Consider the following 23,555-nt stretch of genomic DNA (forward strand, 5'->3'; position numbering starts at 1 on the left):
ATTCACTACTTTAAGTTGATTATTTTGACGGCTCATTATTGCCATCAAGCGAATCCTTACCGTGGTGTAGATAATTAGACAGCTCAATCAGATTACCGTCCGGATCGCGAATATAAATCGACACTATTTTGCCCATCGCACCAGTACGCTCTATCGGCCCTTCGATAATCGCCACACCTTGTTGCTCAATATGAGTAACTACATCCATCAATCTGGTTTTGGTAATAAAGCACAAATCGCTGCTGCCCACTTGCACTGACTCAGCTTTCGGTTCAAATTCTTGCCCGTGTTGGTGCAAGTTGATCTTTTGCTGACCAAAAGCCAATGCAAAACGGCCTGCGCCAAATTCCACCACACTCATTCCCAATACGTTTTGATAGAAATTGATCGTGGTTGGGATATCTTTTACGGTGATCACTAGATGATCGAGATGGCTTATTTCCATTAATACTTCCCTTACAGGCAAGAGGTGGCGAAATTACAGCAACAACACTTAGAGGTAAAAGACGCTATTGAAGTATTTCGTGCGCTCTTCGGTCATTGCCAGTTTGCACTCTTCAATTTGTACGCCAGTCCAGCCACCATTGGCTCCCGTGGAGAGGCCATAAAATTCACATTCAGTATCACGGAATTTTAGCCACGCTCTTTGGGCGGCGCGAAATGGAGCAACTAACTCGGCGTTAGCCCATTCCTCTTCCGCCGTAATTCTTTTAATGGCTTGTTGGTAGCTAGCATTCAATGCTTTATCGGCTTCTTGCATTTTCTGCTCTACGCATAAATACCCGGCCATTGCACCCCCACCAGCCACTGTGCATGGATCTTCCATCTCATTGGAAGAGGATTCCGTACACAAAGCTGGCATACTAAGCAGTGCCACAGAAAGGCACATAACGACTTTTTTCACTGAATTTCCTAATAGGTTTAACTAATAGCTATTGGCAAGCTCCACACTCAATCGCGCCACTCTCCAGATTCATGCAAAAGCGTATCGCCGCTGGTGTTAGTCACTCTCAAATCACCATGAACACTCACAAAATAGTCCACTGTGCCATTTTGGAATCGATAACCTAAAAAGGTACAAGGTGTTACGCCATCGGCACAGATGGTATGCACGGTTTCCCCTTTCAGTTGGATCTGATTTTGCGATTTTTTTGACACACCAAGGTAAGAGACATCCTTACACAGCATCTCCCCTTGCTCACAGTTGATCTCGATAGAGATGGTGTAGTTTTGGGTTTCTAATACATCAGCATACGAAAATGCACTAAAAAAAAGCGCCAACGCAATCGCTATCTTCTTCATTACGGTACTCGATCCTTATTTATCAGCACGATTACATCGCGATCTGTCAGTCCAAGACATAACCCGCGATAGCACGGTCATCTTGGCAACGTTTTAGACTTAGCTGATTCACTTGGTAGATCTTGGTGATACGTTCACGCTCTTGATCAATATCCACCTTCATACAAGCGCAAGCATAACCATAAACACCATTATTTCTCACCACTTGGCTTTCATCTACAAAGGCCTCAGAAAACCGATATAGCGACGGGGTTTCTTCTAGGTAATCACCCATCATAGAGATTGTCCAAGTGCCATCACGGTCGTGTAACCAGACATTATGTGGGGTTGGATTTAGCACCCAGCCACAACGATTTTCCGCCGCGTGAAGACTAAGGGGCAATAGCAATGCGCAAAGCATAAATTTAAACTTCATAGCAGGTTTTGTTCCTTTTAAATAAGCGAATATCACTCGCTAGTTAACGAATAGCGACGCCTGCCACTTCAATAACCGAGTTTACGTTAGCTCTCTCAATGATTTTCAACAAAGTGGTTTGGATCAATTCGCTTTCCCTTACGTCAGTGTCACTGCAAAAACGTTGCTCTTGTGGTGCATCACCTTCAGCTTGGATAAATTGGATCTCAACTTCCGTCGCGCAGTCTTTATCTTGGCCATAATAAGCCAACGTAATTTGAGGATAACCTTTGAAGCCTTTATTCACTTGTTTGGCAATGCGTTTCTTGGCTTTATCTAAGTTCATACCTGAATCCTAAATGCTCGATCTGGCAGCAATAATGTGCTTTTATTTCTTTTATAACAACGTGTAACGTTCGATTCTATGACGCTAGCAAGATATTGCTTCGTCGAGACAAAACAAATCGCTTGTACCTCTCTACCCACCACGCTTTTAGTCTGCCTATTCGCCGCTATTTACATTGTAAAGTTCGTATCTTCGGTTGGTGTTTATAACTCCCATCCGTGCTTAAGGATAGGTGCTTAAGGAGAAGTACTTAAGAGTAGAGACTTAACGGGGGAATCAAATACTAAAAATGAGTGATTTGAGCTTTCAACATTGTCGTAAATATCGCTTGCCATCAAACTATCCACTCCGCTAGGTTAGATTCAGCAATGATCAACATCGAGCTTTGCTGGACGAGAACCTAAAGCCAACTGAACAAGGATATAGTGGAAAATGGAATTTAAGCGCGTCACAAAGCATGATCTTACTGCGGTAAAAGCACTGGTATCAAATGTATCTCAAAGTGATGTTTTACCCTTGCTGAACACACAAGGCCAACATGAATACCAACGAGTGGTGCTACCAGGGATTGAAGCAACCTTTGCTACCCAGAACTTCACCACCATCAAAGCAATCCTCAATGGCCACCTAGTGGGTTTTGCCGCTTTAAGAGATGGCAACTACTTAACTCACCTTTTCGTTGCCAAATCAGCCCAAGGTAAAGGCATTGGTGGACAGCTACTTGCACACCTACTTCACTCAACAGCGGCAGAAACGATAACACTGCGATCGTCAGTGAATGCCGTTAGCTTCTATCACTCCCAAGGTTTTGAGGCTAACGGAGAAGAAGCAGAGTTCAATGGAATCCGCTTCGTTCCGATGAGCTTACAGCGGACCGAAAAAATGATTCAACCACTTCACGATCTTTGAATTTAGACAATGCTAGATTTATCGGTCGGTGTTGAGATCGCAGCAAAATGATCGACTGATTTCATTCAATAAAGAATTCAATAAAGAATTCAATAAGATCAAAGCAATAATGATCTTTCTGCTTGGAATCTACTCTCAATTTTCACGTTTAACCAACGCAAATTAGGGGCTAGAACGGCGCTCTATTAGCCAACAGCAAGCCTCAACCTCACCATCAGCCTTGTTTAAAGAAACAACACGCGTACAAATTCAAGGCAAAATGCGTTTACCTTTTACTCCACCTCATGAAAAAACAATCAAAACCCGATAAGAAAAAGAGGAAATTGGCTCATTGGGATATGGTGGCGATAGTAGACAAAATCACCACCACATTTACAAGATCATCAGTAAAACAGAGGGACACCACTTACTTTTCATCCACTCAAACTGAAGATCTAGACGTTACACCCAATAAAAAAGCACAGGATCACGTTAGTCTTGATCTCTGATCGTGTCACTTTCGCGGATCAACGCGATAACCGTACACCCATTGGCTGGCAAGAAGTGTTCAGGATCATCACAAAAATGGATCTGATCATTATCAGCGACATAAAATAGCGGTTGCACAAAGTTATGTTTGTGAAATTCAAGATAGTCAGCATAACTGAAGCTATCACTTAACTTGGTGTGACGAATTTCTGCGCCTTGGCTGAGTAAACTGGCCAATTGGCTGTAACTGACGTTCCCTCCCATCAGCAATTGCCCATGATATTGTGCAGACACCGTATGCTTCTCACTGGAGGGTTTCTCGCTGCGTATGGTTTTCTGTAAGCAATGGACCTTATCTTCACCAAAATCCGTCACGAACTGCATACAAGCCATCATGTTGAAATGTTGATCTGAGGTAAGTGCGACCACTTGGCCAATACCGATCAAGTTGAGATTGTCCTCAGCATGGCTCGAAATCGGATTGCCATAATAACCCTCCATTCCCTGCATTCGTACCTGGCTGATGTAATCCCAGTTTGAATCAGTCAATAAAACACGACGATCATAACGAGCCAATGCTTGGCCTATTTCCCGGGCAACTCGGTTAGCGCCAATCAACAAAAAACCACGCGGCTTGGCTTCTGCTACGTCGAGCGCCAGTGCCATTGGTCGTGCGGTAGCACTTTGCAGAACAACGGTACCAATGATCACCATAAACGTTAATGGCACCAGCAACACCGCTTCACTTATCCCGTACTCCATCAACTTAATAGCAAACAGGGATGAAATAGACGCAGCCACAATCCCGCGCGGGGCAACCCAAGACAGAAACAGCTTTTCACGTAAAGAAAGCCCGCTACGCATCGTAGAGAGGAAAATAGAGACTGGACGAGAGATAAGCTGCATAAAGACAAACAACAGCACTGAAGCAACGCCTAGAGCGGCAAAATCATCTAAATGAATACGAGCGGCTAAGAAAATAAATAATCCAGTGATGAGTAGGATCGTAAGGTGTTCTTTGAAATGGAGGATTTGTTGCAGATTGATTCCCTTTGCATTCGCCAACCACATGCCCATCACAGTAACGGTCAATAGGCCCGCTTCTGATTCAATATGATTGGAAAGTGCAAACACACCTAATACCACCATCAGAACAGCAAAGGGTTGTAAGTATTCCGGTAACCAAACTCTGCGCAATGCCGAAGCTACCGCTGCGCCTGAGGCAATCCCGAATCCAACACCAACGGTAATCAAGGTAACAAAGACTTCAACGCTGTTAATCGCACTATGTGAGACGATAAACTCATATACCATCACCACAAACAGTGCGCCGATGGGATCGATAAGAATCCCTTCCCAACGTAAAATATTGGCCAATTTGGCATTCGGTCGCACCGTTCTTAACAGCGGCACGATAACCGTCGGCCCCGTTACTACCGTTAGGCTGGCAAACAAAATAGCCAATTGCCATTCAAAGCCAAGAAGATAATGCGTCGCGGCGCTGGTCAATAGCCAAGAAACCAATGCCCCAATCGAGACAATGCTCCAAACAGAGCCGCTCACCGCTTTGATCTGTTTGAAATTGAGCGTCAAGCTACCTTCAAACAAGATCACCGCTACCGCGAGTGAAACTAACGGAAAAAGTAGATTACCCAATACGGCATCAGGATCGAACAACTGTAAGATGGGGCCGAGAACAATCCCCGCTAATAACAAAAACAAGATGGCAGGCAAACGCAACCGCCATGCAAGCCACTGACAACCTAAACCAACAACCCCTACCGCCGCTAAAACCAGCGCTTCGTTACCGATTTGCATTCCTTGCACCTTATATGAACTCATCCTTGATGAGCGGCGAATACGCCATTTCTATCAACTAAGGAAAATATAAGTGATGTTGTTGATTTTTTCGCCATCAACAAGCAAAAATAGCAATCTAAGTCTCTGTCTTGCCTATTTTTAACCAGAAAAGAATATAAAAAAACGCTACCACGACGAATCGAAGTAGCGTTGTAAGAATAGCGAGGATCTAAGTCGCGACGTTTTAATCTAAATCGCTAGTTAGTCAATTTGGGGCTCGGGGCTATTGAAACCCCGCACAATATTGGTGAATGTAATTAGAGCAAATAGAACAATAACCAGCGAAAGGTGCCAAGCATGACTCAAGCCAAGTTGGACTAACAGCATACTCACTAATGACGAGACAACCATTTGTCCGCCGCCAGACATCGCAGCAGCGGCCCCCGCGTGACGCTTGAACGGTTGCATCACCATCGCTTGAGCACACGGCAGTGCAATACCGTTACCCAAGATCATCAATAGCTGTCCGAGCATCAGATAGAGTGGTTCTACTGGGCAGAAGAATAGCCACAATGCGGCGCTAAGATGCAGTACTGGTGTGCAGAGCAACATTTTCTTGCTGCCGATAAGTGGCCTGACCCGATTACAAATACTGGTACCCGCTAGCATGCCAAGCGCAGGAATGATCGCCCACATTGCATATTGATCGGACGTCATGCCAATTTGGTTTTGCATGATAAATGGCATCACCGAAACGGTCGTGATCATCAAACTGAAATTAAGCCAACTGATACTGGCAAAACTAACAAAATAACGTGATGCCAACAGATCGCGATATTGGCGCAACATTTTTTTCGCTGAAGGCACTTTCGAACACTCGGTCACCGTTTCTTTAAAGCGAACAGCAATAATAACCCAAGCGATAGAGACATACCCCAGTAAGGAGATAAACACCATGCTCCAGCCAAAATGAAAATTGATAAAACCACCAATGACAGGGGCAAACAATGGCGTTATCGACGCCGCCATTGCGATATAAGACATCGCGACAGGTAACTCCGGTCCATTAAAGCGATCTCGAGTAGAGGCGCGTGCTAACACCGCGCAACAACCCGTGCCTAACCCCTGTAAAAAACGTCCTGCGACCATCGCGGTAAAAGTATGGCTGAAGAAAATGATCATCAACAGGCCCAACATCGCAATGAGCAATCCTGTCAATAAGACTTTTTTGCGCCCCAGTGCATCCGAAATTGGTCCATAAAGAAATTGCGAAGGGCCAAAGCCCAATAAGTAGACACTAACCAACAACTGAGCTTGCTCAAGTGAAATCGCGAAATCTTTTGCAATCCACGGCAACGAGGGAAAAACGAGACCCATGCTCAATTGACCAATACTGATGATCAAGCACGCTAATAAAATAGAACGAAATGAAAAAGGTTGGTTCATTTCTTTTCACCCTCTGTCCATGGATTATTTCCACGTGCAGTTAAACCGCCTTCAGCATCAAATTGCTGCAATTTTGCTTTGACTCGTTTGACTGTTGATTCACTCACTAAACAAAGCTCCGCTACACGCCTAATTGAGTGACCCTGTAACAGCTTCATTGCAATACGTTTATGCTTCTCTTTATTGGCAGGTCGTCCGCGAAATTTCTGCTGCCACACCTCGGGGTTGTCCTTGAGCGCTTGTCTTCCTTGTTCAGCAGCAAACAATCGATGCTGAGTTTGCACCTTGTCATAACCTGAAAGCAGCGAAAGTAAAATTCGACTTTGTTCTGAATTGGGTTCAAAACAGAGTGGTTCGCAAAGCAGTTTGATTGTGACTCCTTGTTCAAGAAGCTGAGTCACGGTATTCGACGCTTGATTAAAATCACGGCCAAAAACCGTTAACCACCAGATAACCAACGTATCTCCAGAATGAAGACCAGCCGCTAGTGCACTAAACTCCGCCCTTTCAAGGGGAGGAACAAAGCCATGAACGCGATCCTCAATATGCACAGCATTTGGAGCAAACAGGGTCAATTGCTCAAGTTGATCTCGATATGCACGATTTTTGGGTGAGAAACGAGTGTAGATATAACTGGCCATAACCTCTCCATACTGAGTAAGAACAACAGGCTCATTGAGTGTATTAGTTCATAATGCAGTGGTTCATTATTTATTTCAACACCAAATGAACCACCTCTATAAAACAACATCAACTTTATTTAGCGTAACTCTCGCTAACTTCATCTATAACTCATTGATCTTAATGTATATGCACAAAATGCATGGAATTTATAAAAACAATGCACTTTACTCACACACTTAGCCGCCTATGATGATTTTAAACGAACAACAGTTCGATCAATTAATCGATACTTAATAATTGTCAATACTTTAGGAGGTCCTATGACTATCCCAACGACAGATATGATAGAAGCTTGGCACGGTTATACAGCCGGTGATTGGCAGACCGATGTTAATACGCGTGATTTCATTCAGAAAAACTATACCCCTTATGAAGGTGATGAATCGTTTCTTGCCGAAGCAAGTGATTCAACACTGCAATTATGGGAACAAGTATTAGAAGGTATTAAACAAGAAAGTCGTACTCACGCTCCTGTCGACTTTGATACTGACGTCGTTTCAACCATCATCTCCCATGACGCCGGTTACATCGATCAAAACCTTGAGACCATCGTCGGCCTCCAAACTGACAAACCTTTAAAACGCGGTATTATCGCCAACGGCGGTATTCGCATGGTGAAAACATCGTGTGAAGTGTATGGCCGCGAGCTTGATCCCTCCATCGAAAAGACATTCACTGAATATCGAAAAACCCACAACCAAGCGGCATTCGATCTTTATACCAAAGAGATTAAAGCTTGTCGTAAATCTGGCATCATTACTGGCCTACCCGATGCGTATGGCCGTGGCCGTATCATTGGCGACTATCGCCGCCTTGCGCTTTATGGCATCAATTTCCTTAAAGCCGATAAACAATTGCAACTGGATTCAACTCAAGCACAACTAGAAAACGGGCAAGATCTTGAAAAGACGCTGCGCCTACGTGAAGAAATTACTGACCAAATTCGTGCATTGGAAGACATTCGTCAGATGGGTTTAAAGTACGGTATTGATATGTCGTCGCCTGCGCGTACAGCGCAACAAGCGATTCAATTCACCTACTTTGGCTACCTTGCTGCCGTTAAGTCTCAAAATGGCGCAGCGATGTCTCTAGGTCGCACATCAACCTTCCTCGATATTTATATTGAGCGAGATATCGAACTGGGCCTAATTGATGAGAAAAAAGCACAAGAGCTGATTGATCACTTCATCATGAAGCTACGTATGGTTCGTTTTTTACGTACACCTGAATACGATTCATTGTTTTCTGGCGACCCAATCTGGGCAACAGAAGCAATGGCGGGTATGGGTGTCGATGGCCGCACTCTGGTGAGCAAAACAACTTTCCGTTACCTACATACACTGCATACGATGGGGCCGGCTCCCGAGCCGAATATGACCATTCTATGGTCTGAGCAATTACCGGCAGCTTTCAAACAGTACGCAGCGAAAGTCTCTATCGATACCTCTTCGGTTCAATACGAAAATGATGACTTAATGCGCCCGGACTTCGATAACGATGATTACGCGATCGCCTGTTGTGTTAGTCCTCAAGTTGTTGGCAAGCATATGCAGTTTTTTGGTGCTCGCGCGAACCTTGCCAAAGCACTGCTTTATACCATCAATGGTGGTGTCGACGAAAAAACCATTACCCAAGTCGGACCACAAGTGCCTCGCATCGATGATGCGGTATTGGATTACGCACGCATCATGCCTCGCTTTGATGAGATGTTAGATTGGCTGGCCACTCAATATGTGACGGCTTTAAACATTATTCATTACTCACATGACCGCTACAGCTACGAAGCATCATTGATGGCATTAATGGATCGCGACGTTCACCGTACAATGGCGTGTGGTATTGCAGGGTTATCGGTTGTCGCCGATTCGTTAGCCGCCATCAAATACGCAAAAGTCACACCAGTTCGTAATGAACAAGGTATCGCGATCGATTTTAATATCGAGGGCGATTATCCTAAATTTGGTAACAACGATTCGCGAGTGGACGATATCGCCTGTGATCTTGTTGAACGCTTTATGAAAAAGGTCCAACAAAAACACACCTATCGAGAAGCAGAACCTACCCAGTCTATCTTGACCATCACATCAAACGTTGTATATGGCAAAAAGACCGGGAATACCCCAGATGGACGTCGTGCTGGCATGCCATTTGGGCCAGGCGCTAATCCTATGCATGGACGAGATGAAAAAGGCGCAGTGGCCTCACTCGCTTCAGTTGCTAAACTGCCTTTTGCCTACGCTAAAGATGGTATCTCTTACACCTTCTCTATCGTGCCTAGCGCACTGGGTAAAAATGAGCTAAGCCAGAAAGTGAACTTAGCCGCCCTCATGGATGGTTACTTCCATCATGAAAGCAACGAAGGAGTGAATAACATTGAAGGTGGACAACATCTAAACGTCAATGTGTTAAATCGTGAGATGTTACTGGATGCGGTTGAGAACCCTGATAAATACCCTCAACTGACTATTCGTGTTTCTGGCTATGCGGTTCGATTCAACTCTCTGACTCGTGAACAGCAACAAGACGTGATCAGCCGGACTTTTACCGACCGAATCTAACCTAATAAGTTAGATGCGAGAGTGATAGTGACTAAACGGCCACTTTCATTGCAAACGGCTAAACTAAAAAGTGAGAGGTTTTTGCCTCTCACTTTTCATTTTACAGTGTAAATTGAAACGCTACTGGGATTAGTGACTACGCGGAAAATTATGCGGTGAGGTAAATTGATACAAAGCCGTCACTTTTTTTCCTTGTTTAGTATATTCAAGTGAGTCGCATAGCTCTGAGGCTAGTACAATCCCCCGCCCATAAGTCAGACTGTTATCACTCAATGTCTGCGCACCTTGAAATTCGAAGCCTTCACCATTGTGCTCGACCATCATCAATAATTGGCTTTTGTCAGGATCGAAATCGAGGTCAAGACGAATCCATGCATCCTTATCGAGCTCGGCCAACTTATCCTCTCTCAACTGATAAAAGAGAAAGAAACCATCCGGTTGTTCTTTAATGCTTGAATCAAGATTCAATAAACCGTGGTCAATGGCATTCGATAACAGCTCAGCCAACACCGAACAGACCAAATCCAAATGCGTACCATCATTAATTAACCCCATAAGATAGCGACGCACGTCAGTCATCAAACTGACACTCTTAATCACTTCAGAAGAGAAGCGTAATGTCGAGTGCGTGGTAATATGGCTAATGGGGTTGGCTTTAATAGTCGCCGTCACTTCTTGATTAGTTGAAATAGGAAAAGTCATTGAAAGGATCGATAAATCGTCATCGGTGGTTCGGTGAGAAAACTGACGGACGGATTCATACAATTTAGGGATAGCAGAATCACCCCGCTGTAGTGCCGCTTCTAGACGGTCCTGGCCAAATAATTCACCTTTCTCATTGAGCGCTTCGGTTAAACCATCAGTGTAGGCAATAATTTTTTGATTCGGCTCGAGCTTGAGATGAATCAGATCGGTTTCGAATTCACTGTTCGGCAACACTCCTAACGGCATATGTTTAGACACCAACCTTCTGACGATTTTACCTTCTTCAGAAAGAATGTAACCATCAGGTAACCCCCCTCCCCACATTGAGACTTCGAAGCCATTCGCCCGAACTTCAAAAATACTTGCAGCAAGCATCATTCCGCTCGGTAGAAAACGGCCTAATACTTCATTCAACTCAGTGGCAATTTCTCCTAGAGACATACCTTTCAAAGCCATTGAGAAAAAGGCGCGAGTTGCAGGTATTGCCGAAATAGCAGCGGGTAAACCATGGCCGGTAGCATCGGCTATCATCACGTACACTCCCCCATGGGGACGATTAGCAACGACAATCAAGTCACCGTTAAAAATAGTTGATGGGGTTGATATATAATCGATGCCAAAGATATGTTTAACCTGAGAACTCATTTCTTCTTTGAGGTTAGAGAAGATCGATTCCGCCATGGCATAATCATAGCGCACCTGTTCATGAAACTGGCTCAATTCATCGCGCTGAGAAATCACTTCATTGTGCATCCGAACAATACGAAAGTGTGCTTGAACTTTGGCAAGTAACACACTTCGCTCAACCGGCTTCAAAACAAAATCATCCCCAAGCGCTAAACATCGCTCGAAAGAGTCATGGTCATCGAGGACGGTCAAAAATATGATCGCGATATGGTGATCGGGAAATGCCTGACGAATCTCTTGGGCCGTCGTGAATCCATCTTTTTCTGGCATCATCACATCTAACAAAATGACGTCAGGCAACAGTGACATTTCACGCATCGACTCAACAACACCCACGCCACTCTCGAACGTATCAATTCGTGAGGTGATATGACTAAGCATTAATCGGCACAACTCACGGTTGGTAGCATGATCATCGACTATCATAATACGCATCTTATTATCCTCACGTGATTCTAAATTTTCTATCGAATCGCGAGATAGCGAGAACTTTTCTAACTTGAGGCAGCGTGTTGGTAATTTGGATCTCCCCGTCACTTTGCTCCAGATAGTTATGCATGTTGATCAAAATACCCAAACCAGCGCTATCAATGTAATCGACTTTACGCAAGTCCACGGTAAATCGATAATCGCGTTTGTCTGAATAGCAGCGCTTAAATTCTTGGATGACGTGAAATCCAAACGTCCCTTCAACAAAAATTGTAATATGCTTTGAATCCGGATTCACCTCTGTCTCTACAGACATAAGCCCCTCTCCTTACGACCTAACCTGTTACCAAGTACTGGCTAACGACATTGCCAATCTGACACCCAAAGAAACTTTTCGCCTCTCGTGACTCACTCTCGATTGTTTTGATAGTAGATTGAGAGTTTGAATGACATTTCGAAATAGAGGATCCAAAACTCATTCACCGTCCTCACTCGACCAAAGAGGCATAGACGCCGTACGATGGAAGAAAGTTGTCATCAAATAAATTCGATTTAACAAAGAGAAGCTCGTAATTGTGTCGTTTGGATTCGTCTAGCCAACATTAAACTGATTGCTTATTGTTGAGTGTAGGAAGGATTCAGCGATTCGCCAACAGTCGAACAACAAATAACTCATGTCACGATTCAACTGTTTAGAGCGCGTATCGTGCTTAGATTTCTCATCACAAACAACCTTATGGCATTGGGACGTATCACGGATTAGCTAAACGCCGTTCAATCTTGTCTAGTCAGATTGATAGTGCTAATGATAAAACTATTTTTAGAGACTAAGCGATTTACAGTGTAAAACTAAGTGTCAATTTACACTGTAAACAGGGCCATCGACATCAATACGATGATGTGAATGAAAGCAGGATTTTACAGTGTAAATTTGAGGGGATGATTTACACTGTAAAAAACAGATTAATAGAATAAGAAAGGATTGAGAGAAAGAAAGTCGATGAGCAGGGAAACTTCGCTACCGCTAGAGCTTAGAGACCCACCGTTGCAGTTCATCACGCAGTGCTTGTTCAATTTGCTTTCTGCCAACCAACCCGAACTCTTGAGCACACGCTTCCCAACCCCACTGCTGAATAACTTTACGAATCAACAATGCTGAATCCACTTTCGTTCCCTGGGTTAATAATGCCTGTTCAATAAAGGGGGCTACGTTTTCGTAGTTTGTGCCGCCAGCGATGTAGCTCCCGATCAAAGCTAACTTAATACGAGATACCTCTTCACTTTGCTGATAGCTATCATTGGTTTTGCTTTGGAGAAGCAGACTCGCCACTAAGGAGGGTTCTATTTCCTTAAATGCATCTTTCAATTGATAAGCAAAACTTGAATTAAACAAACTCTCAGCTTGAACAATCCATTCGGCTGCCCCTTTAACCATCGCCAAAGAATGGCAACCGCTGGCTTGATCGCGCTGGCTTCCCAGCTTTACCGCAACATAACCATTCGACAACCAAAAATGAAGCAGTGAATCAGTAACGCCATAGCTGGTGGAACAGAATTGGTAATCACGATTGTTTTGTACCTTAGTCAGCATCAATGAGCCAATACCTCTACTTTGCCATGCAGGATGCACAGCGATACGCATGATGCGTAAACTTGGCACTTGTGCAGCAATATCTAATCCAAGATGGTTGGCCAATGTTGTGGCAATTAGATGCCCTTTAGGACGGCGTTTTCCTTGGCGAATCTGTGCAACCAATTCCGCTGATAATCCGCCTTCCTCAACGCCAATGATGCAACCAATACAAACCTCCCCTTCAAATCGAGCCCACAACTTCATAGAAGAGTCACTGAGCAGCAACATCAAATCATTCGGCGTCGTCTGATAATGGGCATTAACCAACAATGCAAAACATTCACGCAGTAAGCGAGGGGATGAAAATAGAGCTTGCTGATCATAAAGTCGTAAGCGGCTATTTGCGTCGCTTACATCATCAACCTCACTCAACTCGGCATCTAGCAAAAATGTTTGATATTGCCATTGCTCGAGTGGATCTTGCGCTGCCCAGCGAATAGGCATATCCATATGATAGAAGTGCGCCCCGGGTCTATGCTGACGAAGCCATGTTTGGAACTTCAGCGTAAAGCCACGTCCGCACCCTTCATAACCGTGAATCGTCGTGGAGAACACCACTCGATGATAATGTTCAACAATTGAAAATAACAGTGGCAGTGGAATAGCTGCAGCTTCATCGACCAGCAATAAATCGCAACTGGGCTTGCAACGAAGCAGCTCATCGGGCGCGATAAACTCGATAACCGAGTTATGCCACGTTAAGGCAAACTTTGTACGCAGTGATTCGGGTAACAAACGCTGTGCATGTTCGAACAAAGGTGCAAGGTTCTTAATAACTGGTGAAGTGACTAGGATACGCATCGCTTTATTCTGCGTGAACCTACGTTGTATTAGCCGTGCCGCCGCAATGCCAAGGGCACTTGTTTTCCCCCGACCACGATCGGCAGTTAATACTAAAGGTCGACGACGATGACCACTCACCACCTTGATGATACGTTCGATTGCTTCGTCTTGTTGGACGAGATTTTTCAAACCTAAACGATGAGTATCAAAGATTTGTTGTTCCGTTTGATTCAAGGCATCTGTTATTGACGTTTCCGGGGATAGGAGGATTTCTTCTATTGGAATAACTGGCAGCGGTTTATGTTGTTCAATACTGGTAAATTGGCTGCATGCTCTTGCCAGCCACGCATAACTCAAATCATCGCAAACGCGTTGATTAAGTAAAAACAAAACCAATCCACCACCACGCACCGTACCCAGTGCTGATGTTAAACTGTTTGCGTCAAAACCATCACGAAGATCAATCAACAATAAACGACACTCCTGGCCAAGAAATTGTTGTCCTTTATTGTAAGTCAGGTAACGTTCAACCCCCGTTTGAGCCTCTCCCCCTAATTGGAAGATCTGGTCAGGATAAGCCGCTGTGGCCAGTTGAACGATCGATTGCTGCCAATCAGCATCACCTTTAACCGTGATACCAAATCGATGATTGCGGTGCATTGCCAACGACGACAACGCTTGGAAATATTGCTCAATAGAATTCATGTCGCGAACAGTCAGATAGAGTTTCGATTAGTATACTTGTTAATGCCCTACTCTCGCTATTACCGATCGATTAACTCTATTTACCCACGATAAAATGCCGAACTCCAGAGATAAAAAAAGCCGCTAAAGCGGCTTTAATAAAATGAAGAAATTAGACTAAGTAATACTATTTGAACTTGTCTTCAATGAAACTAAGGATTTCTTTTAGTGTTTCATCATCCACTTTTTTCAAGTTCAAGGCTAAATTGCTGCCTTTGCGGCTGTAGCTCACGCGACCTTTAACCAGGTCTACTTTATTGCTCACAGGGCGTTTCGTTGGCATCAATTCTTCAACCCAAGATTCAATCATCTCAGAGACATCTTTTGTGATGCGCGCTACACCTTGAGCTTCACTGCGTTGCCAAGCGAAACTATTATCATCGTGGCATTTCTTCAACAACATGCCTTTATCAGCATGACTCAGCTGCGTGAACTGCTTATGTAACTTAACGATCGTTGGACGCCCTAAATCCGCAACATTTGGGTAAGCTTGAAGTAGTTCTAGCGGTAAATCTGCCGCTTTCAACGCACCACTCACCAAAGCTTCGCTGCATTGAAAGATTCTCGCTAGAGCTTTTTGATCTTCAGCTTCACCGCTATCTAGCTTCGCTTGCATCTCTTTGCCTTTCTCAAAAAGAGAAAGCGGCTTGTGAGCGTTAGCTACATCAGATAGGAATTTTGCGTGTTCCGAGTTGATGTTTTGAGCAACATAAATAAGAAACGCTTTACCCGCCAAAATACATGACATGCGGCGGCGGCTGCCATCAAGCACTTCAATCTTGCCGTCTTCGCGCATACGGCCGACTGCCGGGTATTGTTGACCACGTTCACGTAACGTTACTAATACGTCCGATAATGCGTGTTCATTCAAAAACGATTGTTCGCGAGCATTTTCCGCAAACACAACCGTTTGTGACTCAACCTGATCCGCTTCAATTCGAAGCAGCTCAAACTCAACCATATCTTCTCCAGCTACCGCAAGTTCAATGATTTGAGCTTGCGCTTTAGCTGCTTGTTGCGCTTCTTGCGGCGTAGTCGCACGACGTTTGTTGGTCTTGCCAAACAGTCTTGCGTTTAAATCTGACGTTTTAATTGCCATGAGTTAATTACCCTTGGTTTAGTGATGACCAGTAACTATGAAGTACTCGTTCTAGTTCTAATGCGCTCTTTTGTACCGCGTCTTGAGCAGTCGCAAGGGTCTTTTTACCCCCTTCGAAATCGCTGGTCGTTAAATCAAATACGGTGCTGTATGTATCAGCACAAGTTTCAAATGCACGGCTACGTGGAATCGTTGCCATCATCACTTGATCGCCTAGCAGATAATTCATCTCTGTTAGTACTGAAACCTGCTTCTTATTATCGTCTTCAAACATGGTTGGCATCAGACGAACAAATTCCAATCCAGCCCAATCTTCTGGGAACATCTCGTATACCGTTGGCAGATGCTGGAAGAAGTTAACTGTCGATGCCCAGTCTAAACGTTTTGCAGCACAAGGAATCAATAGTGCATTTGACGCGTACATTGCATTCCAAACCAATGGGTCAACGTGTGGGCCGGTATCAATCATGATCACGTCAAAATCATCTGCAATCTTATCAATCAGCTTTTCTTTTAACAGTTTAACGATGTCTAAAGATTGATTCTGAGAAAGATTTTGCCACGCTTCCGCGTTAAACATCGCATCTTCAGGGAATGCTGATACTGTTTTTAAGTTCGGATATTGAGTCGGCAGCAACACATTACGATGTAAAAACTCGTTAGTAATCTCTACCCCTTCAGGAACATTTTCCAGCATGATATCAACAGCTGAGTAGATATTATCGTGGTCAGTTAAACTGATCTGAGGGTTAAGGAATAGACGTAATGAACCTTGTGGATCAAGGTCGATAAGGCAGATACGGTAACGCTTTTCTAAATTCAATGCCATGCACGCAGCTAGATGCACAGCCGTCATCGATTTACCCGTACCACCTTTTTGGTTTTGTACGTTGATAATCCAAGGCTTATTTTCAACATTCTTTTTGCGTTCATAAAACTTAGGTGCACCAGCTGCATCCATCAACATATGTGCTTCTTGCAACGATATTGAATAGTGGTTTGCATTGTTTTTAGTAAATTGGTGGCCCTCTGCCTCAAGCTTACTAATTGCATCGTCTAGTTTACGGCGAGTCAAACCTGAGCGAGTCTCCATCAATGCCTTTGACATCGGTGGGAAATGGTCGTCACTACGCTCTTCTAATACAATCTCAATACGGTCTGCTTGAACTTGTGCAGTTTTCTCCGCAAGCTGAATGAGATTCTCTATTGTCTGTTCTCTTTTCATTGCCAAATTCCGTTATTAGTAACTGACTATATTGTACAGCACTATATTCGTTTAACAATAAAAAGGTGAACATTCACTTATAGATAGCCATCACATTAAAACGAGAACAATATATCATTTAAGTGAAATACTGAGAAAACCACTCAAAATTTGTTCAATTTTCTATTCAGCATTGCCGATGAAACACAGGCAGATTAAAAGTGTTACACCGTCACTTATTTACAATGTAAAAATTAAGTTTTTATTAAAATGAGGCTCATTTCTCGGAACGATTAGTTTCTGTCGGCAAATTACGGTCAATGTAAACTCAATTTACTTGCTAATTTATTGGTGTGAATTCTATTTAATTAGAAAATACGCTAGGAAAAAATCCACGAGAAAATAAAACCGCGAATGGTAATTCATCCTTTTTCGAAAGCATGATCAAGGTAGCTATCATGATCATGCTTTCATACCATTTTGCGTTCATAGGAAGCATGATCAAGAGAATTGAGTGGGAAAGATGAATAATTTTGATCGCCGCAAAGTAAGATCCAAAATTGGATCGATGATCAAGGTAATAGCGCTTTCGGAAGCATGTAAAATCTCGGTCAAATTACGGAAGAATGCAGGTGAACTCAGGCTTAGCGCCAAATTAGTCCGAATATAGCTCGAACGATAGTCACAACAGGCTACTAGACACAGAAACCGAGATTTACTTGATCATGCTTTCGGCCGATATAACGGCAATTCGCTTATGTGGATAATTTTAAGATAAGTGTATTTCGATTGCTAAACTGATGATAAATTGAGCAAAGAGAGAAAAAGATCATTCAGCCTTGATCATCGTTACGGAAAATTGACTCATAGCGCTTATAATAACTTGCTGCTGATCCGCTTGTGACACAAATTGCCTGTGGATAACATGTGCGTTAACGTTGATCATGCTTCAAGTGTTTGTTTGATCATTGGTTCGAACTTCAGATGATCATCGTTTCAACTAATTTTGATCATGCTTTCTGCAAAGCAATGATCATCGTTTCGAGTTGTACATGATCATGCTTTCAGAAAGCAAAAAAAAAATAACGTTTATTATCAGTATCTTGCTCGCTATTTTCTCTTCAGATCAATAGATCATATAATCATTTAAGATCAGTTTAATCATAAAGATCAGTTTATAAGAGCAATAAGTTTTTTCTTTCTTTATGATCTCTTTTTCTTTATTCTTTCGGAACTATAGCGATATTACGGCTTCTGTGACATGGATCAAAAATGAGTTCTGAACAAAAAATACTGATCAAAAACCCTCGCAGCCACAAAGATGGGCACTTATTTGAAGTGTCTGAAATTGCAGTTGATTGGATTGAGCAATACCAACATTTCAAAGGTGTCACAAAAAGCATCGTAGAACTTTTAAATCTCATTTCTTTACGAGGCTTTTCAAGCAAAGATGGTTTGGTTTCCACAACAGAATTGATCGACGCGACAGATGGTCAGATTACTCGTGCTGCCATTCAACAACGATTAAGAGCCGCTGTTACCGTTGGATTATTCGATCAAATCCCAGTTCGTTTTGAAGAAGGCCTTGCAGGAAAAACCATGCTACATAAGTTTGTTAATCCCAATAAACTTATCTCAGCACTGGGTGCAACGAGCCTGGTCACTGAAAGCGTAAAACAATCGGAAAAGAAAAAACGTTCAAAAGCACTTGCTCAAACACAAGTGAATAAACGCTTACTAAATGAATACGGCTTGAATACCCCACCAGCAATGAAAGATGAAGCGGATCAATTTATCGTTTCACCAACCAACTGGGCAGGTATTATCGATCAAGCATTAGCGCCACCAAGAACACGTAAAAACTACCAAAAATCGATGGTTTCGATCTCGGGTACACGCGCAGTGATCGAAACAAGATCATCCAAAAACATCATGACGGTTGATGATCTCATGACCCTATTTGCGTTGTTTACACTGACAGTGCAATACCACGATCACCATCAGCATCAATATCAGTTAGACGCAAAACACGTTCCGAATAAAACACCGCTCTATATCACTGATATTTTGTCGTTACGTGGCAAGAAGGATAGTGGCCCGGCACGTGATTCAATTCGCGATAGTATTGATCGTATCGAATTTACCGATTTTCAATTGCATGAATTGACAGGACGTTGGCTCAGCGAGAACATGCCAGAAGGCTTTAAGAGCGATCGTTTCCGTTTTATAGCCCGTACCATTACTGCATCGGAAGAAGCCCCTACAGAGGGCTCTGACGGCGAAATACGCATAAAACCGAACCTGTATATCCTGGTATGGGAACCATCGTTCTATGAGGAACTGCTAACACGCGACTATTTCTTCCTTTTTCCACCAGAAATTTTGAAACAACACACCTTGGTATTCCAGTTGTACAGCTATTTCCGTAGTCGTATGTCTCGCCGCCATACCGATGCAATGTTGTTAAGTGAGCTCAACCAAAAACTGGCGCGTAACATTGAATGGCGTCGTTTCTCGATGGATCTGATCCGTGAATTGAAACGCCTATCCGATGGTAAAGGGGAAGAGGATCTTTTTGTGGTTAACCTTTGGGGTTACCACTTAACGATCAGTGCGATGATCGATAAAGATAAGATCAAAGATTATCACGTCGATATTAAATGCGATGTCGAAGAGGTATTACGTTACTCACGTGCTCGCACCACTAACGCTGGTAAACGCAATATGGCACCAACCTTGCCGAACCCACTTCGCAACGAAATGGTCACGCGCCAGCAATTGGATGAACTGTCGCAAATTATCGATGGTGAATTTGAGCCTATACAGCGCAAAGAGCGTTCACCAAAAGGTCATTTAGGTCGTCGAGTGAAGCAACGTAAGCACCTAGTAGAGATAAATGCGGATGAAATTACCATAACCTTATCCAAATATACCTCAGCAGAGGCTCTAGAACGCAGTATAGGCGCTTTAGCGGCTATGACAGGGCATTCACACAACTCAATCAAAGAAGAGTGTCTGGAGCTCATAGACAAGCTTGACTGGCTTCGTGTTGGTAACGATAAGATCCCTTACGAGACATTGAGTAAGATGATTGAACTGTATAACGCACAAAGTGAGAACAAACATTTATCGATCGAGCGTCTGATCGCCGGCTTAGCGGTTCGCCGTAAAGTGTGTAAACAAGTGATGGATGGTCACTTGGATGAAAGCGTATTCCGTGCTTTGGATGAAGTGGCGATTTAGACTTGAAGTGAATTGTAGAAAAAACAGACAGTTTTAGCACATTCCACTGACAAAGCACTGACATAACGTCAACACTGCACGTTATGATGAAGGCGAATAGACAACCTTTTGTCCTTTCTGATGAAACCTGAGATTGAAATAGTCTCAATAGATTGGCTCATATATTTGTTACATTCATTCTGAATTGTTTGGCGAGTTCTTTTGAACTCGCTTTTTTTTGTTTGATCATCCTTGGTGGAAGGATGTAGGGCTTATATTGATCGCTATTAGCCGCTTTTACTCGCTGTTTGGATTAAATTTAACAAGTTCGCTGACGCGGCTTTAGGATCTTGAGCATGACAAATAGCCGATACTATTGCGAGCCCTTGTACGCCAGTCTTACAGAGCGCCGGAATGTTACTTTCATTGATGCCACCAATCGCAACAATGGGAAGCGATGTACAGCGAAGCGCCATTGTCAGCCCCTCGAGCCCCCAATGCTTTTTGGTGTTCGTTTTCGATGCCGTCGGAAAAATTGCGCTCAACCCAATGTAATCAATAGGCAGTGAGTTCGCTATAATTAGTTGATTCTCATCTTCAATCGATAGCCCCAAAATTTTATTCTTACCAATGAGTTGGCGAGCAAGTTCGACGGGCATATCTGACTGACCTAGATGAACACCATCGGCGTCAACCGCAAGCGCCACATCAATGCGGTCATTAATGATCAACGCTACGCTAGTTCCTTCCAAAAGTACTTTCACTGCGCGGGCTCGTTCAATAAATGCGCGGATGTCACCATGCTTTTCACGCACTTGTACCATAGTCACGCCACCCGCGACGGCTTGTTGGACGACGTGTTTGAGTGTAGCTAAGTCTTGCTGATCATCGGTGACTAAATATAAGCGATAAGGGTTCATGTTCGTTCCATTCGGTTCAATCCCTTACCACCTACGTGCAGGCTAAATAAGGGACGAACGCAGTTATTATAGGATTGTGGCTGTTGTTATGTTTGCTTTCAAACGTTGCGCTAGCGTCGCCGTATCCAGTTGGTAGAGCGTATCCAACAGGTTTGATTGTAAGCTGCCCGGTCCATTCGCGTTCTCTGCCGCGATTTCCCCGGCAACGCCCAGCACTGCCGCCGCCGCGATGCCGGTTTCTTCACCAATAGCGGCAAATGCGCCAGTCAGTGCGGTCAGAGTGCATCCCATACCGGTAACGTAAGGCATCATCGCATGCCCGTTGTTCAGAGTAACGGTGTGGTTCTGACTGACTATGTAGTCAGTTTCACCCGAGACAACGACGTTGGCCTGATACTCTTTAACCAAGAAATTTGCCGCGCCTAAAGCTGCTTCACTACTGTCAAGCGCATCGACCCCTTTGCTTTGTGCTTGCTCACCAGCCAGCGCAATGATCTCTGATGCATTACCACGGATGATCAATTTGTCTGCTAACTGGGCGATCTTTCGTGAGGTATCGGTACGCAGCGCACTAGCCCCACATCCGACAGGATCCAGCACCACGATCTTGCCATGAATGTTGGCTTGTTCAACCGCAAACAACATGCGTGATATCCATACACTATCTAGGGTGCCAATATTGATCACCAGCACACCTGCGAAAGAGAGCATCTCTGCCATTTCTTGTTTTGAATGCGCCATAATCGGCGACGCTCCAATCGCCAATAGCGCATTGGCGGTATTATTCATCACTACATAATTGGTGATGTTCACCACCAAAGGTTTTTGCTGACGCAATGTACTGAGTGCTTGAGTGACCAGTTCTGTGACCATCTTTATTGTCCTATTAGTTTGATTGTGCGCTGAAGCCTTGCTGCCAAAATGCCACTTCCATTCGTGTCGCTGTTTTGAATACTTTAATCAAATTTTGCCCGCGTTGGCTTTCGATATCGATGTCTGCCAGCAGTTGATTGAAGTGCTCAGTTCCCTTTGCGACGCCGGATTGGAATTCTTCACTGCCATACAGCATGAGCCAACTGGCGTAAGGGTTGCCTTCAACTACCGTTTGATGATCTTCTAGCAATCTTTTACCGATGGCAGCGTAGCCGATTGAACATGGCGCGAGCGCAGCGTAAAGATCGACGATATCGCCAGTCATCCCAGCATCAAGAACGTAACGGGTGTACGCGACCGTACCTGAATCTTCCGCTTCATTTTCGAGGTCTGATTCCGTTAATCCCCACTGAGCACAGTAGCTCACGTGGTGCGCGATCTCAGAGTCAAGCAGGGCGTGCATACTGGGTAGGGCGCGGCGCATATCCTCTAAAGTACGGGCCTTGTATATCGCAAGTGCATAGGCGCGAGCGTATTGTTTTAAAAACAAAAAGTCCTGCTTTAGATAGTGAAGGAAGCACTCGTGAGCTAAGGTTCCTTGTGCCAGTTGCTGCACAAATTCATGTTCGGTGTATTGTTGCCAATCTTGCTGGCTTGCGGCGATTAAGTCTTGATACTTCATTATTTTTTATCCCCTGTTTAGTCAAAGCTCGGTACGTAATCTTTGGCTTTAGGCAGTGTTTGAATGATGTTTTGTGAGTACATGAATTTGGCATAATCATCATAACGTTTTAAGTCGACTGCCGACGGACGCAACGCAAAGCGCGTCAAGGTGTCATTCCAAGCTCGCTGGTTTAGCTCGTTGTTTAGTGTGTCGGGGGCGTAAGCGACAAATTCATTCCATGACTGTTTTGGGTGATTCACAATGTAGGTGGTTGCCTTTGCCAGCGCTTGGTTGAAGGCCTTGATTGCCTCTTTGTCGTAGGTGTTGGCATTGGCGACAAACACCAATTCATCATAAGTCGGTACACCGTGCTCTTCGGGGTAAAATGCTTTGGCTTGGTAGCCCTCAAGTGCAAGCTGATTGGTTTCAAAATTACGCAAACCGCCCCAAATGGCATCGACTTTTCCAGAGGCTAACGAGGAAGAAAGTGCCCAGCCTATATTGATGATTTCCACCTCTGAAAGTTTGACGTTTTCCTGCGCGAGCATGGTACCGATAGTCGCTTCTTCATTGCCGGCAATGGCAATACCAATCTTCTTGCCTTTTAGTTCACCTAGACGATCATTCTTGCCGTTGTCCAATACCATTAGAGTATTAAGAGGGGTGGCGATCAACGTGGCTGAGC

At 44.0% G+C, this 23,555-nt stretch carries 20 protein-coding genes; 3 read left to right on the plus strand and 17 right to left on the minus strand.

What is annotated here, in order from left to right:
* Positions 1–19: 19 nt before the first annotated feature.
* The 5 genes from RH86_RS19535 to RH86_RS19555 are packed head-to-tail and all read right to left on the minus strand — an operon-like array spanning position 20 to position 2,042.
* A complete protein-coding gene (locus tag RH86_RS19535) occupies positions 20–445 on the minus strand; it encodes a VOC family protein (protein ID WP_009388142.1) in 426 nt (141 codons plus the stop codon).
* Positions 446–493: 48 nt separating this feature from the next.
* Positions 494–904, minus strand: coding sequence for a lysozyme inhibitor LprI family protein (locus RH86_RS19540; RefSeq protein WP_223296376.1), 411 nt, complete (start codon positions 902–904; stop codon positions 494–496).
* Between the two features lie 47 nt (positions 905–951).
* Positions 952–1,302, minus strand: a complete 351-nt coding sequence (locus tag RH86_RS19545) for a hypothetical protein (RefSeq protein WP_009388144.1) — start codon at positions 1,300–1,302, stop codon at positions 952–954.
* A gap of 46 nt (positions 1,303–1,348) precedes the next feature.
* On the minus strand, positions 1,349–1,717 hold the full coding sequence (locus tag RH86_RS19550; protein ID WP_009388145.1) for a DUF4087 domain-containing protein: 369 nt from the start codon (positions 1,715–1,717) through the stop codon (positions 1,349–1,351).
* A 43-nt stretch (positions 1,718–1,760) separates the two neighbouring features.
* Positions 1,761–2,042 (minus strand): hypothetical protein, encoded by a 282-nt coding sequence (locus RH86_RS19555; RefSeq protein WP_009388146.1) that lies wholly within the window; start codon positions 2,040–2,042, stop codon positions 1,761–1,763.
* Positions 2,043–2,474: 432 nt separating this feature from the next.
* Between RH86_RS19555 and RH86_RS19560 the strand changes: the two genes are divergently transcribed.
* Positions 2,475–2,951, plus strand: coding sequence for a GNAT family N-acetyltransferase (locus RH86_RS19560; protein WP_009388147.1), 477 nt, complete (start codon positions 2,475–2,477; stop codon positions 2,949–2,951).
* 471 nt (positions 2,952–3,422) lie between these two features.
* On the opposite strand, the gene RH86_RS19570 is transcribed toward RH86_RS19560, so the two are convergent.
* From RH86_RS19570 to RH86_RS19580, 3 genes are all read right to left on the minus strand, one after another.
* Complete coding sequence (locus RH86_RS19570; protein ID WP_009388148.1) at positions 3,423–5,237, minus strand: cation:proton antiporter; 1,815 nt, start codon at positions 5,235–5,237, stop codon at positions 3,423–3,425.
* A 243-nt stretch (positions 5,238–5,480) separates the two neighbouring features.
* Entirely contained in the window at positions 5,481–6,665 is a 1,185-nt protein-coding gene (locus RH86_RS19575; protein WP_009388149.1) for a multidrug effflux MFS transporter, read from the minus strand.
* On the minus strand, positions 6,662–7,306 hold the full coding sequence (locus tag RH86_RS19580; RefSeq protein ID WP_009388153.1) for a recombinase family protein: 645 nt from the start codon (positions 7,304–7,306) through the stop codon (positions 6,662–6,664). The genes RH86_RS19575 and RH86_RS19580 overlap by 4 nt, the downstream gene beginning before the upstream one ends.
* A 303-nt stretch (positions 7,307–7,609) precedes the next feature.
* Here RH86_RS19580 and pflB point away from each other — a divergent pair, with 303 nt between their 5' ends.
* Positions 7,610–9,907: a formate C-acetyltransferase gene (gene pflB, locus RH86_RS19585; RefSeq protein ID WP_009388154.1), complete on the plus strand. Its 2,298-nt coding sequence runs from the start codon at positions 7,610–7,612 to the stop codon at positions 9,905–9,907.
* A 129-nt stretch (positions 9,908–10,036) separates the two neighbouring features.
* Here pflB and RH86_RS19590 read toward each other — a convergent pair whose 3' ends face one another.
* The 5 genes from RH86_RS19590 to RH86_RS19610 form a co-directional block, all read right to left on the minus strand.
* Positions 10,037–11,734: a fused response regulator/phosphatase gene (locus tag RH86_RS19590; RefSeq protein WP_009388155.1), complete on the minus strand. Its 1,698-nt coding sequence runs from the start codon at positions 11,732–11,734 to the stop codon at positions 10,037–10,039.
* A gap of 10 nt (positions 11,735–11,744) precedes the next feature.
* Entirely contained in the window at positions 11,745–12,044 is a 300-nt protein-coding gene (locus RH86_RS19595; RefSeq protein WP_005600328.1) for an STAS domain-containing protein, read from the minus strand.
* A 708-nt stretch (positions 12,045–12,752) separates the two neighbouring features.
* Positions 12,753–14,849 (minus strand): tRNA(Met) cytidine acetyltransferase TmcA, encoded by a 2,097-nt coding sequence (locus RH86_RS19600; protein ID WP_009388156.1) that lies wholly within the window; start codon positions 14,847–14,849, stop codon positions 12,753–12,755.
* A 166-nt stretch (positions 14,850–15,015) separates the two neighbouring features.
* A complete protein-coding gene (locus RH86_RS19605; RefSeq protein ID WP_009388157.1) occupies positions 15,016–15,987 on the minus strand; it encodes a ParB/RepB/Spo0J family partition protein in 972 nt (323 codons plus the stop codon).
* A 7-nt stretch (positions 15,988–15,994) separates the two neighbouring features.
* Positions 15,995–17,212, minus strand: a complete 1,218-nt coding sequence (locus RH86_RS19610) for a ParA family protein (protein ID WP_006711109.1) — start codon at positions 17,210–17,212, stop codon at positions 15,995–15,997.
* 1,251 nt (positions 17,213–18,463) lie between these two features.
* On the opposite strand from RH86_RS19610, the gene RH86_RS19615 reads away from it, so the two are divergent.
* Positions 18,464–20,434 carry a replication initiator protein RctB domain-containing protein gene (locus RH86_RS19615; protein ID WP_009388158.1) on the plus strand — a complete coding sequence of 657 codons (1,971 nt, stop codon included), beginning with the start codon at positions 18,464–18,466 and terminating at the stop codon, positions 20,432–20,434.
* Between the two features lie 266 nt (positions 20,435–20,700).
* On the opposite strand, the gene thiE is transcribed toward RH86_RS19615, so the two are convergent.
* The 4 genes from thiE to RH86_RS19635 form a co-directional block, all read right to left on the minus strand.
* Entirely contained in the window at positions 20,701–21,333 is a 633-nt protein-coding gene (gene thiE / locus RH86_RS19620; RefSeq protein WP_009388161.1) for a thiamine phosphate synthase, read from the minus strand.
* Between the two features lie 66 nt (positions 21,334–21,399).
* Positions 21,400–22,206 (minus strand): hydroxyethylthiazole kinase, encoded by an 807-nt coding sequence (thiM, locus tag RH86_RS19625; RefSeq protein WP_009388163.1) that lies wholly within the window; start codon positions 22,204–22,206, stop codon positions 21,400–21,402.
* Between the two features lie 13 nt (positions 22,207–22,219).
* Positions 22,220–22,888 carry a thiaminase II gene (tenA, locus tag RH86_RS19630; RefSeq protein ID WP_009388165.1) on the minus strand — a complete coding sequence of 223 codons (669 nt, stop codon included), beginning with the start codon at positions 22,886–22,888 and terminating at the stop codon, positions 22,220–22,222.
* Between the two features lie 17 nt (positions 22,889–22,905).
* A partial coding sequence (locus RH86_RS19635; RefSeq protein WP_009388166.1) for an ABC transporter substrate-binding protein occupies positions 22,906–23,555 on the minus strand: 650 nt, incomplete at its 5' end.

The sequence above is a fragment of the Vibrio sp. N418 genome (assembly GCF_000222565.1).
GTDB classification, from domain to species: Bacteria; Pseudomonadota; Gammaproteobacteria; order Enterobacterales; family Vibrionaceae; genus Vibrio; species Vibrio scophthalmi.